At 48.6% G+C, this 16,468-nt stretch carries 12 protein-coding genes; 7 read left to right on the top strand and 5 right to left on the bottom strand.

Going from position 1 to position 16,468, the window contains the following annotated elements; all coding sequences use genetic code 11:
- Nucleotides 1-921, top strand: coding sequence for a ribose ABC transporter substrate-binding protein RbsB (gene rbsB / locus EDC56_RS10260; RefSeq protein WP_123712419.1), 921 nt, complete (start codon nt 1-3; stop codon nt 919-921).
- Nucleotides 921-1,835, top strand: coding sequence for a ribokinase (gene rbsK, locus EDC56_RS10255; RefSeq protein WP_123712418.1), 915 nt, complete (start codon nt 921-923; stop codon nt 1,833-1,835). The genes rbsB and rbsK overlap by 1 nt, the downstream gene beginning before the upstream one ends.
- A gap of 895 nt (nt 1,836-2,730) precedes the next feature.
- Here rbsK and EDC56_RS10250 read toward each other — a convergent pair.
- Nucleotides 2,731-3,471: a 4'-phosphopantetheinyl transferase family protein gene (locus EDC56_RS10250; protein WP_123712417.1), complete on the bottom strand. Its 741-nt coding sequence runs from the start codon at nt 3,469-3,471 to the stop codon at nt 2,731-2,733.
- Between the two features lie 271 nt (nt 3,472-3,742).
- Here EDC56_RS10250 and EDC56_RS10245 point away from each other — a divergent pair, with 271 nt between their 5' ends.
- The 5 genes from EDC56_RS10245 to elbB all read left to right on the top strand — a co-directional run bounded on the left by EDC56_RS10245 (nt 3,743) and on the right by elbB (nt 11,935).
- The gene (locus EDC56_RS10245; RefSeq protein ID WP_123712416.1) at nt 3,743-4,297 is read left to right on the top strand and encodes a YbhB/YbcL family Raf kinase inhibitor-like protein; all 555 of its coding nucleotides are present in this window, start codon (nt 3,743-3,745) and stop codon (nt 4,295-4,297) included.
- A gap of 377 nt (nt 4,298-4,674) precedes the next feature.
- Nucleotides 4,675-9,027, top strand: a complete 4,353-nt coding sequence (locus tag EDC56_RS10240; protein WP_211333642.1) for an AMP-binding protein — start codon at nt 4,675-4,677, stop codon at nt 9,025-9,027.
- A gap of 143 nt (nt 9,028-9,170) precedes the next feature.
- On the top strand, nt 9,171-10,163 hold the full coding sequence (locus EDC56_RS10235; protein ID WP_123712414.1) for a porin: 993 nt from the start codon (nt 9,171-9,173) through the stop codon (nt 10,161-10,163).
- A gap of 205 nt (nt 10,164-10,368) precedes the next feature.
- Nucleotides 10,369-11,175, top strand: a complete 807-nt coding sequence (locus EDC56_RS10230; RefSeq protein ID WP_123712413.1) for a helix-turn-helix transcriptional regulator — start codon at nt 10,369-10,371, stop codon at nt 11,173-11,175.
- A gap of 100 nt (nt 11,176-11,275) precedes the next feature.
- A complete protein-coding gene (gene elbB, locus EDC56_RS10225) occupies nt 11,276-11,935 on the top strand; it encodes an isoprenoid biosynthesis glyoxalase ElbB (RefSeq protein ID WP_123712412.1) in 660 nt (219 codons plus the stop codon).
- 141 nt (nt 11,936-12,076) lie between these two features.
- Here elbB and EDC56_RS10220 read toward each other — a convergent pair whose 3' ends face one another.
- The 4 genes from EDC56_RS10220 to EDC56_RS10210 all read right to left on the bottom strand — a co-directional run bounded on the left by EDC56_RS10220 (nt 12,077) and on the right by EDC56_RS10210 (nt 16,447).
- The gene (locus EDC56_RS10220) at nt 12,077-13,009 is read right to left on the bottom strand and encodes a hypothetical protein (RefSeq protein WP_123712411.1); all 933 of its coding nucleotides are present in this window, start codon (nt 13,007-13,009) and stop codon (nt 12,077-12,079) included.
- A 216-nt stretch (nt 13,010-13,225) separates the two neighbouring features.
- Nucleotides 13,226-14,440: an alginate export family protein gene (locus EDC56_RS10215; RefSeq protein ID WP_123712410.1), complete on the bottom strand. Its 1,215-nt coding sequence runs from the start codon at nt 14,438-14,440 to the stop codon at nt 13,226-13,228.
- A gap of 43 nt (nt 14,441-14,483) precedes the next feature.
- Nucleotides 14,484-14,666, bottom strand: coding sequence for a hypothetical protein (locus tag EDC56_RS19445; protein ID WP_148059376.1), 183 nt, complete (start codon nt 14,664-14,666; stop codon nt 14,484-14,486).
- A 308-nt stretch (nt 14,667-14,974) separates the two neighbouring features.
- Nucleotides 14,975-16,447 (bottom strand): NarK family nitrate/nitrite MFS transporter, encoded by a 1,473-nt coding sequence (locus tag EDC56_RS10210; RefSeq protein ID WP_123712409.1) that lies wholly within the window; start codon nt 16,445-16,447, stop codon nt 14,975-14,977.
- Nucleotides 16,448-16,468: the final 21 nt, after the last annotated feature.

Genomic DNA, 16,468 nt, shown 5'->3' with positions numbered 1-16,468 from the left:
ATGAAAGCATTATTAGTTGCCGTGATGGCCGCCACTTTGGCATTAGCTGGTTGTAGTAAATCGGCGGATCCTACAGACAAGGGTGCCGATAAAGGTGCCGACAATAAGCGCATAGCGCTGGTTGTTTCCACGCTTAACAACCCTTTCTTCGTGACCTTGAAAGAGGGAGCTGAGGCGAAGGCTGAAGAGCTGGGTTACACCCTGTTGGTACTCGACTCACAGAACGATCCAGCCAAGGAGCTGGCTAATGTCGAGGACCTGATCATTAAGGATGTGGCGGCGATCATGATCAACCCAACCGATTCACAGTCGGTGGTGGGTGCGGTACTTAACGCCAATCGTGCCGGCATCCCAGTCATTACCCTCGACCGTGGTGCTGACGGCGGTGAGGTGGCGACCCATATTGCCTCGGATAACGTTGCTGGTGGCGAGCTAGCCGGTCAGTTTATTGTCGATCAGTTAGGTAATAGCGGTAAGGTTATTCAGTTGGAAGGTGTACCGGGCGCTTCTGCTTCACGTGATCGTGGCCAGGGTTTTCTCAAGGCGATCGAGGCAAGTAAGATTTCTTTAGTGGCGAGCCAGCCTGCTGACTTTGATCGTACTAAGGGGCTAAACGTCGCGGAAAACCTTTTGGAAGCGAATCCGGATGTGAAGGCGATTTTTGCCCAGAACGACGAAATGGCACTGGGGGCACTGAAGGCGGCACAAGCGCGTAACCTCGATATACTTATCGTCGGTTTCGACGGTACTAAGGAAGGCGTTGCAGCGGCTAAGTCAGGTAAGCTCGCCGCCACGGTTGCGCAGCAGGCTGCGCTGATCGGTAGTACCGGTGTGGAGTCGGCGGTGAAGCTGATTGATGGTGAGAAAATCCCCGCAAGCATACCGGTAGAGTTACAGCTGATTACTCAGGATGCTCAGTAATGACGATCACGGTTGTCGGTAGTATCAACGTTGATCACGTGATGCGCGTCTCACGCTTTCCTCAACCAGGTGAGACGTTGACTGGCAGTGATTACCAGATTGCGGCGGGGGGCAAGGGGGCAAATCAAGCTGTCGCTGCAGCGCGCAGCGGCGCCAAGACGCAGTTTATTGCCTGTGCCGGCAACGATGCGATGGGGGTGCAGTTACGCGATGACTTTATTGCCGATGGCATCGATGTCTCGCACCTCAGCCTGCTTGACGGCGAGCCGACAGGGCTTGCGATGATCACTGTCAGCGACGACGCTGAGAATATGATCAGTATTTATGCGGGTGCCAATGCCTGTTTGAGCGCCACCCATGTCGAGGCTGCGAGCAGTTTGATTGCCAGTAGTGAGATACTGTTGATGCAGCTGGAGACCCCCATCGAGACGCTGGTTGCGGCGGCGAAAATTGCTCGAGCAGCGGGCGTTAAGGTGGTGTTAAATCCAGCGCCGGCGACGGCTCTGCCCGATGCGCTATTGGGGCTCGTCGATATGATCACGCCGAATCAAACGGAGGCGGAGTTATTGACAGGGATTGCGGTAGTCGATGAGGTGAGTGCACGGCTGGCGAGTGAGCAGCTGCACCGCTTGATTCCCGAGGTGGTCATCACCATGGGGGGGCAGGGGGCCTTCTATTCATCGTCATTGTCATCGATGCTGATTGCCGGCTTTAAGGTTGCTGCACGCGATACCACGGCGGCGGGAGATACTTTTAACGGTGCGCTAGTGACGGCACTGGTAGAGGGGCAGAGCATCACTGCGGCGCTTCGCTTCGCTCATGCTGCGGCGGCGCTATCGGTGACCAAGCACGGTGCTCAGCCATCGGTGCACGATCGTGATGCCATAGAGGCTTTCCTCGTTAATCAGGGGTAAGCCTATGCTGTTATCATATTCAGGCGGGAGGCTGGGCTATGATGCCTGCGTGCGTTCGCCAGCTCACTCACCACTATATTCTCGCCGTTGACCCAGGAAGCTAGCTCACTGGGCATGTTGCTGGCGAGTTGGTTGGCGAGAAGGTCGTACTGCTTCTTCAGTTGAGAGAGAAAGTTGGCGGCACCGATGAAGATTTCGGCGCTATTCGGCAGCTCTTCATCGGGGTTCTGTACCGGTTTGATGACATCGATAAAGCTCAGAAGATGTTGTGACCTTGCGCTCCTGCGCTCCTGCTTGCTTGCTCTTTGATCTGTTGGCGGCAGTGCGAAGGTAGGTCGATTAGGCCATGTTGTGTTGATTCCAGTGCTCGAATAAGTCTGTGTAGAGATCGCCGATACGCGCCCTGTCGGTTGTATCGATAGCTCCTTTAGCGTTGTTATGGCAGATCATGCTACGAAGAGTCGCAGGCGGGATCGCTACGAATAATCGCTCTCCAGCTTAGCTTATTAATACGCATCAGCAGCTTGCTGTGGGCATCAAAGCAGTCGAGTGGGGTCAGAGCTGCCCATTTCTTTGTAATCTATTCCATTCACGATGAATCGCCAAGTATTCACTGCGCTGAATAATATCGGGTTGCTGATCACTAAATAACGCGTAACAGATATTGAGGGGGGGAATCGACATCAACTCGAGAAAGGGGGCGTCGGTGTTATAGTTTTACCGCCGTAGTATATTTCACCTGATAGCATTAATTTATGACAGTAAGAACATTGTATGTGAGTTTCTGAGGCGAATATTTTTCGTCGTAATCGATTTGAATTTGGTGTTGTTGCCGTTGAATAAATTATCGGTACGGTTTATATGAATTGTTCGAAATAAGCGAGACTATCTCTTTTTACTTATTCTTATATAGCAGGATAGTAAGTACCTCCTTTTCTCGGCACTCAAATGCACCGTTATATAGACCACCGGAAGCTAACGTTTTATTCAAATCTCGTAGCAAAGCTAATTCAAATGATTTGTTCGCATAATCAATTAAAGTGACTTCGGCGTCTAGAAAACAAAAGTGCTGGTGGCAGAGCGGAAACAGCGCTTTATATAGGCTTTCTTTGGCAGAAAAAACTAAAGTTAGAAGATGTTCGAATGGTGCGTCGATACAGTTTACATAATCACTCTCCTTTTTTGAAAGAATTCGAGGATGTAGCTCTGCCGCTGTCTTAGCGTCAATATATGGCTCCATGTCTATACCGATGGCCTGATAATGTTGATTGCCTGAGACGGCGCAGTAGGCCGATTCATTGGTGTGGGTGATTGAGCCAACCACCGCCTCTGGCCACAATGGCTCCCCATCTACCCCTCTACCTACCGTTACTTTGCCTCCTATCATACGGCGTAAAGCCAGCATCGCTGCATAGCGCCCGGCGAAGTATGCGGCCTGACGCTTAGTTGAAGCAGTCATCAGGGTATCGGGCAATAGAATGCCACTGCGTGTGCATTGGCGAAGATGGAACTGGTCGCAATTGAAATCACACTGGGCTGCAAAACCGTCAAAATCAGCCAGCGTTAATATCGTTTCGTGAGTAATGCTGCGGTTTCCTTGTCGGTACTGATGATAACGTTTCTGAAGGTCGATCATGCAGACTCACTTCGTTTGTTTCATTATTATAAATGCTATTAAGGTAGCATGTCACCAGTAGTAAGGTGGTTTAAAGTCCTTGAATTACGACTTTTAGATATTGTTATAAATAATTATCTAACGATATTGTCAGTGTGGCAAGTTCTCGTGTTAAAACGTAAGAAAAAAGTCTGGTTGACTGAATAAGGCGAAAATATAGCGGTTTCTGAACTAACAGTTTTGGTTGTAGTCTTTATTATTTTGTTCTCAAATTAAATGGATTTAGAATAAAATGAAAAAAACACTTTTAGTTATAACTCTACCGATATCGTTTAGTCTGTTGTCACCTGCTTTTGCCGACACTTTGGTCCTGACCAGTACTGATGTGGCGCATGGGAAAGTAATGAGCAAAGCCCAGGTGTTTGAAGGGTTTGGCTGTAGCGGGGGTAACGTCTCACCACAGCTGTCGTGGAGCGGTGCACCAGAAGGCACAGAAGCCTTTGCTATCCAGGTTTATGACCCCGATGCGCCGACAGGCAGTGGCTGGTGGCACTGGCAATTGGTGAATATTCCTAAGCATGTTAATAGCTTGGCAGCAGGTGTCGGCGATTCCAGCAAAAATATGTTACCCATGGGAAGCATTAGTATTACTAACGACTATGGTGTTGCTGGTTTCGGCGGCGCATGCCCCCCTGAAGGGCACGGTACTCACCGCTACCAGTATACGATACATGCCTTGTCAAAAAAGCTTGAATTACCTGAAGGTGCGTCTAATGCATTGGCTGGCTATATGATCAACAGCCACTCGCTGGTTTCTAGCACTATTGAGGCCACGTATGAGCGGTAGGATTAGTCAGGTTTATTTGAAATATTAGCGCTAAGGAATAGCGTGATTATTTTAGCCCTGTAAGTTCAGGATTTTATCTCCTGCCTACTTGCAGGGTTGCCAAATATAAGGTGAAAAAACAGGTTGTTAAATGAGTGGATGGTGGCCCTAAAAAGTCGTTTTTCACTTAGCTATTCATCGTTAAAAATTGTTTAAGGCGAAAATATTATTTCTTGCATGGGAAAGGAGAAGGCACGGCAGTACAGTAAATTGTTAATGCTTATCAGCGCTGCATCATCTTTTTTATAGCGTTAAAAGATATTAGTGAAGGACTGTGGTTTTTGCAATAAACAAGGTTTATTTACAAAAAATATACCTATATTTCAGAGGGAATGGATGTGAGTAGAATACAAGGTGGCCTGACGGTTAAGCCTAAAATTTTAGCCTTACACGGTAGGGGCAGTAACGCAGATGTTACTGTGATGCAATTAGATAACCTCGGGCTAACAAGCAAAGAATACGATATTAGCGTTATAGACGGCCCTATCATCGCTTCACAAGCTGGTCCAGGCTTATCATCGAGGGAATTAGATAATTTGTTCTCTGGTCCTTGGTACTCTTGGTTACCCGATAGCGATTACAGTAGGCCTAATGATGAAACAGGCTCGATATTACTCACTGCTATCGCCAATGCTGCTCAGTATGTGCTCAACGTGGTTGAAAAGGAGGGCCCCTTTGATGCAGTGTATGGCTTTAGTCAGGGCGGTGTCATTGCGACTCTGGTGAATCGTTTGGCACATGATGACGTACTGTTTACTAGCTTGCGAGACGCCCTGGGGCAATCTGAGCCGTTTATTCAGCCGACGGAACCACCTTTCCGAACTGAGATTATTGCCTGCGCCGCCGCGCCCTTGACGTTTTTGCGGTTTAGTCAGTGCCCCGGCCTGGCCTTATCGCCCACAGTTACGCCAATCGTACAGACAATCCATCTGATTGGTCGTCAAGACAACAATCGTATCTGGTCTGAAGCTCTGGCCGTCGCCATGGACTCGCCCAGTAATCATATCTACTACCTTGATGATGGTCACGAGATCAGCCGTCAGCAGCGACAGAATACCACTCTCGCGACACAGCTTGGCGTAGCAATACACGCCGCACCGGGAGCTCTGACACGGTCTACAGCTAAGGACCACCAGACATGGCTACCATCGGGTGAACTGAGTGCACGTATCCCCGCCGCTGATCAACAAATTGTCTCGGTTAAACAAGCTACTGAGAGATTGCCTGATACCATTCTAGATGTCTTGAGTGTACAACCGAGGAATGCCCCTCTGCTGCGTTTAGCACGCACACAAGATCCGATGAACTTCACTAGTTATGGCCAGTTACTGGCATTTAGCCAGGCTGGCGGTGAGGGTGACTTACGACGGCTCGGCGTACACCCCGGTGAGGCCGTTGCTTATCTTGCCCCCGCAGGTGGGAGTGCTGTCGCTGCTGCAGCTTTTTTATCTATCGCGGCACAAACTTGTGCAGTGCCTTTCTCCGCGAATATGAGTGAAAAAGATGCGTTGACGGCCCTCGGACAATATGGTGTTAAGCACATGGTGATGTTTGATGGCGTGTCTGCCCAAGGTGTGCAGTCTGCTTTCGAGCGCTATGCCAGTGCCGGTAATGCTCGGTTGCATCGTGCCTCCGCGCAAGATAACCCATCGCCAGGGCTGTTCTGCTATCTTGAGTCGCTCGTCGATATTGAGATGCAGCCTCCGTTAGTCAACCCTGCTGATGGCCACGGTTTATTACTACGTACATCAGGTACAACCTCGCAGCCTAAAGTGGTGCCATTACGACAAAAAGATTTGGTCATTAACGGCGCGATATTAGCTGATAGTATTGGAATTAGCGCCGATGATGTGACTTATAGTGTGATGCCCCTAGACCATATAGGTGGTATTAGTGCTTCTATTTTATCGAGTATTGCCGTAGGTGCTGCGATCACTTGTGATGATTTTTACTACCCACAGGGTATGGTCGAGGCTTTGGTCGAATCGAACCCTCAGCCCACTTGGTATTCGGCTGTGCCGACAATCCATAATGCCACTGTCCGTCACCTTCAGGATAACGCCGACGAATATCTTGATCAAGACGGTGTATGGGGTGATCATCACTTGCGAATGATTCGCTCAGGTGCTGCCGCTTTAAAAGAGGCTGACCGTAGTGTGCTCGAAGCAACATTCGGTTGTGACGTCGTTCCAACCTACAGTATGTCGGAGTTGATGCCGATAGCTCAACCCTCTCGCAATGAGGGGGGGTGGATGCTGCAGCCGGGTTCCGTCGGTGTTCCTGTTGCTGCCTCCATAGCCATCGTCGATCCTATTACACTACGTCCGCTTCCTTTTGGCGAAGAAGGTGAAGTCGCCATCTCTGGTGCTACCGTATTTGACGGTTATCTTAATAACCCAGAAGCTAATCAGCAATCCCGTTTCTTGATGGTAACGCCTCAAGACCAGACACATCAGTCGTGGTTTTTAACTGGTGACATAGGTGAAGTGGATCGCATTGGTACACTCACGCTGCGAGGGCGTCTGAAAGAATTGATCAAACGTGGCGGTGAGCAAGTGGCGCCAGCTGAGGTCGAAGAAATATTAACTCAACACCCCAGCGTTGAAACCGCCGTCTGTTTTTCTGTTCCCTCCGAGGTCTATGGTGAAGAAGTCGGATGCGCCCTTGTGATGGAGGCAGGCGCCGACGCTCAATCGCTTCGTACGATTGAGAGTGAAATGAAAGCACTGCTCCGTAAGAAAGGGCTCGCAGCGCATAAATTTCCGTCGGTATGGACCATCGCTGAACACGACGACTTACCGATGACGGCCAGTCGTAAGCTGATCCGTAACGGTTTGGCTGAGATACTTGGCGTCACGTCACGGGAGGTGGCCACGGCGACAAGTGATTCTGTTGTAACATCCACAAATAGTGGATCACAGCAGTCAGCGCCCTCGTCATTTAAGCCTGTTGAACTACTCAGTAAGCCCAAAATTGATTGGGAAACATTAGCCGGCTTCCGCTTCTTACTCGCATGTTATGTAATGTTTATGCATATTGGGTCGAATGAGTCCTGGGGTGCTGTTGCTAATTTACGGCAGTTTCCCTGGCATGTGCACACATTCTTTGCCGTCGCTGGTTTTTCGTTGGCGATCATCATGCCCACTATGATAATGAAAAAAATGTCGTTCATTACTGCACGAATATCGGGAATGTATCCACTCTACTTCTTTGCCGTGATTATTGCCTTGGGCAACTTGTTAGTCAGTTGCCAGCCGTCGACTTTTTCCTCGGTGTTTCATTGGGTGCCTATGTTGGAGGATTCTTCTAAGTTCTTTTGTCAGGGCACACCCTTGCTGCATGATTCATGGTTGGCTAACGTATTGCTCACTTTTGGGATTTATTTGACGGGGTTGCAGGCGACACCGCTCTGGGGGGCATCATGGTTCTTAGGCTTCTACCTATGGTTCATCTCGATGTATTTCCAGTGCCTGATCATCTTCCCCATGCTGTACAACGCGTTGTATAAACACAGAGGTAATACCAAAAAACTACTGATGTTTACGGCCTTAGGTCTTGGCGTTAATCTACTAGTAATACTTGCGTTCTGGTATGGCTATGCCATCGATGCAGCAGGTTACGGTTTCTTTGATTCATTGACGGGCCTAAAAACTATTCCAACTGAATCTCAAATCGCAGTTGCAGGAAAAGATAATGCGGTTATTCTTGGTTTCTACTTGTTCTCGCCGTTTTGGATTATCTATTTCGCCGCTGGTATGTGTGCCGCTTTTGTTTATGATGCCATACGCCCTAGCGAGCAAAGACGTAGCTATATCTGGGGTTATATCGCTGATACGATAACCTTAATCATGATTGTCGTCAGTGTGGCCCACATCGCTCAGGGCTATGTACCCCATGATGCGTCAATGGCAGCGGTCTCTCTAGATCCGTTTTTCATGCGTCCAGAGGCGGCAAATACCTTCGCCGATCCAGCTACGGTTAATCGTATATGGGACAACATTTATGGCCGCTTGTTTGCGCCGATAACACTGCTCTGGATTTTTGCCCTGTGTACCGGTAAAGGGGTTACTGCTCGTGTGCTACGACTAAATCCGATCGTTAATATACTGGCGCCTACCGCTTATGCTTGCTTCTTGTTTCACCAGATGGTCGGCCAGTGGTACTACGCCGCTACTCGAAACGGTGAGTGGTGGAACTGGTGGGCCTATCAAAAAGACTTCTATTGGTTTAGTCCTCAACCTGTGCCAGTCGAATGGTATGAATATTTTTATGTGATTGGCCTGGTTGTGATTTTTTCAAAAATTGTTCAACCCGTCGATCCACTCCTCCGTCGCGGCTTCGCCACCATTGTTGGTACGATAAAAGGCCATAGAGCTGCTACGGAAAACACCGAAACATCTGATAAGGACACTACAACACGAATATTAGATATTGTTAAAAGTGTGGTCGGCATGGAAGTCGAGCCTGAGCAGAGTTTGGATGAGTGTGGTCTCGCCTCTCTCGGTGTGGTGCAATTTTCCAACACCCTTGAAGCTGAGTTTTCCACCGCCACTCATCCTATTAAATTGGCTGTTGCCGACATCATGACGGCCGCTGACATCCATGGCATTGCTGTTATTGTCGACAACGCTAGACGTGAGGTGCGAGAACAGTTGTCGCCCAGCAAGGCAGGGACACCACAAATGGCTTAGTACGATGACTAACAATGCGAAAGCTTTTTCAATATGTAGGATGTGTTGACGAGAGGGAAAACCAGTGAGGGGGCCACAGGTATCGATAAGCGTCGCCCCCAAGCTACTTAAATATAATAAAAACCAATGTGAGATATAGCGCCATGAAGATTTTATTAGCTGTTCCATTATTACTATTATCGGCAGCGGTTGCTGCTAGCGACTCTTGTGGGTTGAGTTACGACGCGGGGCTCTACGTCGGCCTCTCTGAAGGCAGCTTTGATATTCACCATCAAGACGAAGATGTCGAGTACACCAAGACAGATAACAACGCCTCGAGTGTTGGCGGAAATCTGAGGTATCGTTGCGGCAATAATGAGTTAAAATATACCTATTACACGGGCGTTGATTACACAGATGCTGGTATCACAACATCGAAGTATATCAATAGTATCACTTTTACTAACGATCAGTATGGGTCGTTAGTGATTGGCCGTATTAGCACGCCGTATAAACTCACCGGTAAAAAAGGCGACCCGTTTTGGGATACTCCGGCGGGTACTACCAGTGCAGGAAATAACTTCGGTTTATCGGATATGACTAGGGGGTTTACCAATCGGTCCGCGGTTTATCGCAGCCCCTTTATTAACAGCATTCAATTAACTCTGGGCTATAGTGGGGATGATTCTAACGGTGATGTTCAAGCTGGAATTGAGTATAAAAAAGCCGCTATTGTCTTAGGTGTGCAATATATCGACATGGGAAGTAGTCCGTATATTGCTAATAATAACGGCAATAAGGCGGCAACTCGGCTGTACGGTCAGTACGCGTTAGGACAATGGATCATCAGTGGGTCATTCGAAGATGTCAAAAAACAAAGCGAAGCTAAGGCTAATTTTTATAACCTATCCTTGGATCGAAAAATTACGGGTTTCGGTCGCGTGGCGCTATCTTACGGCCAAGTATCGAATACATTACTTAAACTAATTGATGGTTCTCGTGTAGAGGGGGATGGTACAGGCTTTAGTACCGGTGTTTTTTTCGATGTCACCGACAATCTTGAAACCTACCTTCTCACTTCTGTGATCGATTTTGATGGTGATATACAGCAAAAGACTATCGCTATCGGATTTAACTTAAACTTTCATATTAATTAAGTTTCAGTTTTACCAGGTGCCGGATTTTTTTACGCAATAATAGACAGTTTTTCTTTACTGCTGCCATCGACTTCGCGAACGGAGTCCTTGGTAATAGACGCTCAGCCCAAAGATCATGTAAGATGCGAGCAACAAACCTTCTCGGTGTGTCGCAACAATTCAAAACGTGGTCGAACTGCTGTTTGTGTGAAATATTGGCTGAATAATGAAAGAATTAATAGAGTTAGCAAAAAGAATTGTCTCAGAGAATACTGATCTCCCGTTTTCCATTTATTCCTCCGTACATGAGCAACATATTACAAATGTACCGGTAGTAAAGCCGCTACTGATCTTTGTCCTCCGTGGCCATAAATATCTCGGTGCTGATCGAAGAATAACCTGTTCGGCGGGGAGTTTTGTCTTTTTAGCTAACAGTCCAACGACGGAAATGAGAAATATTCCCAGCGAAGAGGAGTATTTCGCCTTACTTATTCCCTTTGAGTACAGTGACTTTAGCCAGTTTAAAGACAAAAAGAACCGCAAGAAGAACTACTTTCAAGGCAAGATCAACCATCCGTTGGATAAGGCGCTGCAGCAATTTATTGAATGGTCGGCTTTCTCTCCGAAGGAAACACAGCATCTTCGACGGCAAGAGCTTCTTCAAATCATTTTTCTTGCTGGCTATGATTGTGTTGGTGCGATGGCTGAAGCTCCCACGCTCAGCCATCAAATTTATGGCATTATCGAGGATAATCCCGCCGCATCATGGGGGGGCGAGCGTATCGCAGCCTATTTAACTATGAGTGAATCGACGTTACGTCGACGACTGAAAGACGAAGGTACTAATATAAAGGCGATAAGAAATCGCACCCGGCTGGGCCACGGCCTTCACCTAGTTCAAACCACGATGGAGCCAATAGGGCGTATTTCAGAGCGTTGTGGGTACCAGTCGCAATCGCGATTTACCGACCAATTTAAGCAGTTATTCAGCATTACGCCTTCGGAACTGCGAAAAACACGTTTGCATGATTGAGGCGAAAAATTGACGGTTTTAGGCGTTTCTAACTGGGTTTAATCACTCTAAAATCATAGGCTATAGATAGTAGAGATTATTCACCTGAAGGAAAAAAACAATGAAGAATATGGCCGTTATTTTAGCTGGGTGTGGTTACCTCGACGGAGCCGAAATCAGAGAGTCGGTATTGACACTTTTGGCCCTGGATACTGCCGGTGCAAAATACAGCATTTTTGCGTCGAATAAAGATCAACATCATGTGGTCGACCACCTCACAGGCGATGAGGTTGTTGGCGAGAGCAGAAATGTCTTAGAAGAGTCTGCCCGTATTGCTCGTGGTGCCGTACAAGATATCGCCAAATTATCGCCAGATAACTTTGACGCATTGATTATTCCTGGTGGTTTTGGTGTTGCTAAAAATATGTGTTCATTTGCTTTCGATGGCAGTGCTGCCTCTGTTGACGAACAAGTTGTCGGCAAGATACAGGCGTTTAACATCGCCAAAAAGCCGATTGGTGCGGTTTGTATCGCTCCAGCGTTGGTCGCCTTGGCTATCGGTAATAAGCAGCCTACCCTCACCATTGGCACCGATGAAGGTACCGCCGGTGAGCTCGTTAAACTGGGCGCCAAACACCAGGAGTGCGTAACATCAGATTGCGTTGTCGATGTCGCGAATAAAGTCGTCACCACACCGGCTTATATGGACGATAATGCCAATTTGGCCGATGTCTATGCTGGTATTAGCAAGCTGATTAGCAGCGTGATCCAACTGACGTGAGTTGCCCAACTCTTCTGTTTGAGGTAAGTGGCGCCAGCGGGGGGAGAGCAACGTCATAGAATATGTGCTGTATATTATGCCACGGCACCAGCGATCACTCTGCCAAGTACGTTACTGGGGCTTGTTAATCACGACTAGGCCTCACGCTGTTATCATGCTTAGATTGGGGGCTGCGCGATGACACCTGTTGTGCGCGCTCTCCTGCTCACTCACTACTACATTCTCGCCGTTGACCCAGGAGGCTAGCTCACTGGGCATGTTGCTAGCGAGCTGGTTGGCGAGAAGGTCGTACTGCTTCTTCAGTTGAGAGAGAAAGTCGGCGGCCCCGATGAATATTTCGGCACTATTCGGCAGTTCTTCATCGGGGTTCTGTATCGGCTTGATGACATCGATAAAGCTCAGAAGATGTTGTGACATTGCGCTCCTGCTTGCCTGCTCTTCGATCTGTTGGCGGCAGTGCGAAGGTAGGTCGATGAGGCCATGTTGCTGTTGATTCCAGTGCTCGAATAAGTCTGTACAGAGATCACCGATACGCGCCCTGTCGGTTGTATCGATGGCTTCTTTAGCGCTGCTATAGCAAGCCATGCCGCGAAGAGTCGCAGCCGACTCGATGAGTGGTATATGCTGATTAAAGACGTAGTGGCACAGCCGCGATCGCTCTCCAGTACTGTTGGCGAGAATCTCGTGATCGCTACGAATAATCGCCTTCCAGCTAAGTTTATTAACACGCATCAGTAGCTTACAGTGCGCACCGAAGCAGTCGAGTGGAGTCAGGGCTGTCCAGTGTTGTTGTAACTGTTGCCACTCTCGATGAATCGCCAAGTATTCACCGCGCTGAATAATATCGGGTTGCTGGTCACTAAAGCGTTGGATCTGTTTAAGCTTTTTCTCGACGTTATGGTTTTCTCGGAAGGCGATTGAGTTTAAGAAATCATCGCCGACCAGGTGCGCCGTGCTTGCGCCGCGATGAGTTCTGATATCATAGCAAAGTGACTGTAAGCATTTGATGGTAGCAACAACGCTCAACCACAGGCGGTGTTGGCGGAAGCTATGTTGTATCGTCTGTGCGTTCATCTTCGTTACCTCTGTGTTGGGCGTTCTAAAAAAGGGCTGCTGTTGAACTGGTATGGTGCGTAAAGTGAATGCGGTTCTGTGTGCCCCCCTCTGCTGCGTAAATAATCCTGTTAACTAGTTATTTAAAGCATGAATCATGCCTATTTTATTTTTAGGTTGCTTAAAATAAAAAACGCGCTCTTAAGCGCGTTTTTAGTTTTCGGAGAGAAGCGTTTACTAGAACTTCATTTCGCCCCATAACCAAGCTTTGTTGGTGTCTGTTTGATAGTCATCGGCAGAGTAGCTGGCATATTTAAAGCCTAGCTTATAGCGATCATTAAAGTTTTTAACGGCGAGTAAATCGATCTCATCACCGTAGTTATCAAGCTGGCTTGATGAGTCGTCGGCGCTGAAATCGTGATAGACCGCGGCAAGTTGGATGCCGGCGAGCTCGGTGCCGACTTTAAAGTAGATGTCCTGAAGCCCTGCGCTTGGTGTTGCTAGAAATTTATCCGCCCAACCGTTGAACGCATGGCCGGTTGCCAGCGGCGTGCTGAAACCATAGTCGCCGTTATCGGAGCCTAGTAGTTCGTAGCCGACACCGAAGTTGAAGCTGGCGAGTTCGGCGCCGAGCTCGGCGAGCAGATAGTCCGCGCTATAGTTACTGGAATTACTTGCGTTAGTGTCTTGCTGGGCATACTCAGCTGCGTAGTTAAGTTTGACGCTATCGCTAAGGGCAGTGTCACCGGCGAAACGGATGCCGAGGGTCTCGCTGTTTGTTGCCAAGGCTGCGGGAGTATCCTCGTTCTCTAAGTCGTAATAGTAACCGGTCAGTTTGCCTATGCCGGTAAACTGGTAGCTAGCATTAGCTAAGAGAGAGTCGGTATCGATGGCCTGGTCAAAGATATTATTGACCTGATCGATCCAGATAAGATTGGCGCTGATCGCGTCGTTTTTAAAGGCAATATTACCGGCGTCAAAGGTTTGTTCGTTCTGGCGCCAGCCAACATTACCGACAAAACGTGCGTTATCTAAAATAATACGCTGACGGCCGCCACTGATGGCGAGTTCGTTGCTTGCTTGATACTTAAGATAGGCTTGGTTGAGGTTCGTGGCGGGGGTGTCGGCGATGACAGGATAGCCCGACTTGTTCGGTGAAAATTCATCGACGCTCATCACCGTACGAGAGTCCTCCAGTTCGACTACAGCGGTGACCCCGTGGAAGCCGCCGGTGGTATAGCCGAGGCGGGTACGCACGGTAAGGCCATCGGCATCATCTTTTATGCCATCTTGGTCGACGTTTTCGTAGCGCATACGTAGGTCAAAATTTGTTTCACCTGAGCTGAGCGCCTCGTAAAAAGCGTCTTCGGCTAAAGCTTTAGTCGTACTGACGGCGGTAATAATCATGCTGATAGCACAAAATAATGGCTTTCGTGATGATGGGAACTTCATTGTTCTCTCCTAGGTTCTGTTTTTAATGGTTGCGTTTTAGCGGTCAACTTCTTTGGTTGATTAAATGACGCACGATATTGCTGCCTTTATTACGAGGAAAAAGGACAGAGCGATCGATGGCGAATACTTTTGTTCGTTGTTTTAGACGATGGGGGTTGATAGCCTGCCTGGCCTGTTGCTGGCGTTCATTTTCTATTTTTCGTTTGAAAAAAGGTGTTGGTTGCATATTCCGTATACTTTGAACGTCAAGATAGGTGTATCTTTCTTGTCGTCTTAAGTGTTTCTATTTTTATTGAATGTCCGTTTTTTAATGATCTATTGAAGTGGTGTGTGGGGTCAATAGCGTGTTGCCGAAAAAGTGGGATGTGCAGGTGGTTGTTGATTTACTGCATTTATTTTTTCATATTAGAATTAATCGAGTTAACTTTTAGAAAGTATTGCTCTATAGAGGGGGGTATACAGCTCGATGGGGTATATAGAGTAGAGAGGCGGCTTGCGTTGCCACACCCTCGCGGTGTGGCAACAGTAAACGTATTAGCTGACTTTAATTAGTTCTACAGTGCCGTCGGGGAGGACCTCATGCATATGACCTTTGGGCTCGGTGATAAACTGCACCATAAGAAAACAGATGATGGCAGCGCCAGCGATGACCATGAAGAAGGTTGATGTGTCGACGAAGGAGTAGACGGTGAGGAAGGTTACCCCACCGACGTTACCGTAGGCGCCGACCATGCCGGCAATTTGACCGGTCATGCGACGCTTGATCAGTGGCACCATGGCAAATACAGCGCCCTCGCCAGCCTGCACGAAGAATGAGCAGACTATCACAGCTGCGACGGCAAAAGGGATAGACCATGCGTTGGTGATGGTGGAGAGGGTGAGGTAGCCGAACGCGAGCCCAGCAACGAGGACTGACAAGGTCAACTTGCGGCCGAGCTTGTCGGAGAGGTAGCCGCCGCCGGGGCGTGCGACTAAGTTCATGACGGCAAAGGCGCCGCCGAGTAGGCCAGCTTGAACGGGGCTTAAGAGGAAGGTCTCCATGAAAAATGCAGGTAGCATTGAGACCATGGCGAGCTCAGAGCCGAAGGTGACGAAGTAAGCCCAGTCGAGGATGGCCACCTGTCTGAAGGAATAGCTGTCAGCTTCCGCTGCAGGTTGCGAGAAGATAGCTTTATTAACTTGATAGATCTGGTAGAACTGAAAGCAAAAGATAGCAGCCAAGATAGCCCAGAGAATGTTAGCGGTTACTGCGGTGAGTAAGCCTACGCCGGTGGGAGATAGTTTCCAGGTCAACACGGCTAGAGCGATGTACATAGGGATGTTCATCGCGATGTAAAACCAGAAATCTCGTTTGTTACTAACCTCTAAGCCGCCACTTTTCTTCGGTTTAAAGTAGGTGGAACCGGCGGGGGTGTTGCGAGCTACGCTATAGAATATCGCGCTGTATACCATAGCCACGGCACCGGTGGTGGCAATGGCGTAGCGCCAGCCATCGTCACCGCCGTAGATGTAGGCAGCGATGGCGGGCAGTGTCCAGGCAGCAATGGTGGAACCAAAGTTGCCCCAGCCGCCATAGACGCCTTCGGCGAGGCCGACGCTCTTAGCCGGAAACCACTCACCGACCATGCGGATACCGATGACAAAACCGGCGCCAGTAAAGCCGCAGAGGAAGCGGAATAGAGCCAGTTGCTCATAAGTCTGCGCGAAGGCAAAGCACCAACAGAGCACGGCGGAAATTGCTAGTAATAAGCTGTAAACGATACGTGGGCCAAACTTATCAACAAGCATGCCGATGATGATGCGGGCGGGGATGGTGAGTGCGACGTTGAGTATGAGTAACGCCTTCCACTGTGCGTTGGAGAGGTCGAAGGCCTCGACGATGAAGGGTTTCATCGGTGCGTAGCTGAACCACATGACAAAGGTAAGGAAGAAGGCAAACCAGGAGATGTGCAGCGTCTTGATCGAACTGTCTGAAAAATTCAGCAAGTTTAATTTTTGCTCGCTCATTATTGAAGGTCCTCTAGGGCT

The sequence above is a fragment of the Sinobacterium caligoides genome (genome assembly GCF_003752585.1).
In the GTDB taxonomy this organism is placed as follows: domain Bacteria; phylum Pseudomonadota; class Gammaproteobacteria; order Pseudomonadales; family Sinobacteriaceae; genus Sinobacterium; species Sinobacterium caligoides.
The sequence above is the reverse complement of the archived record's forward strand: the minus strand, read 5'-3'. Positions and strand labels throughout refer to the sequence as shown.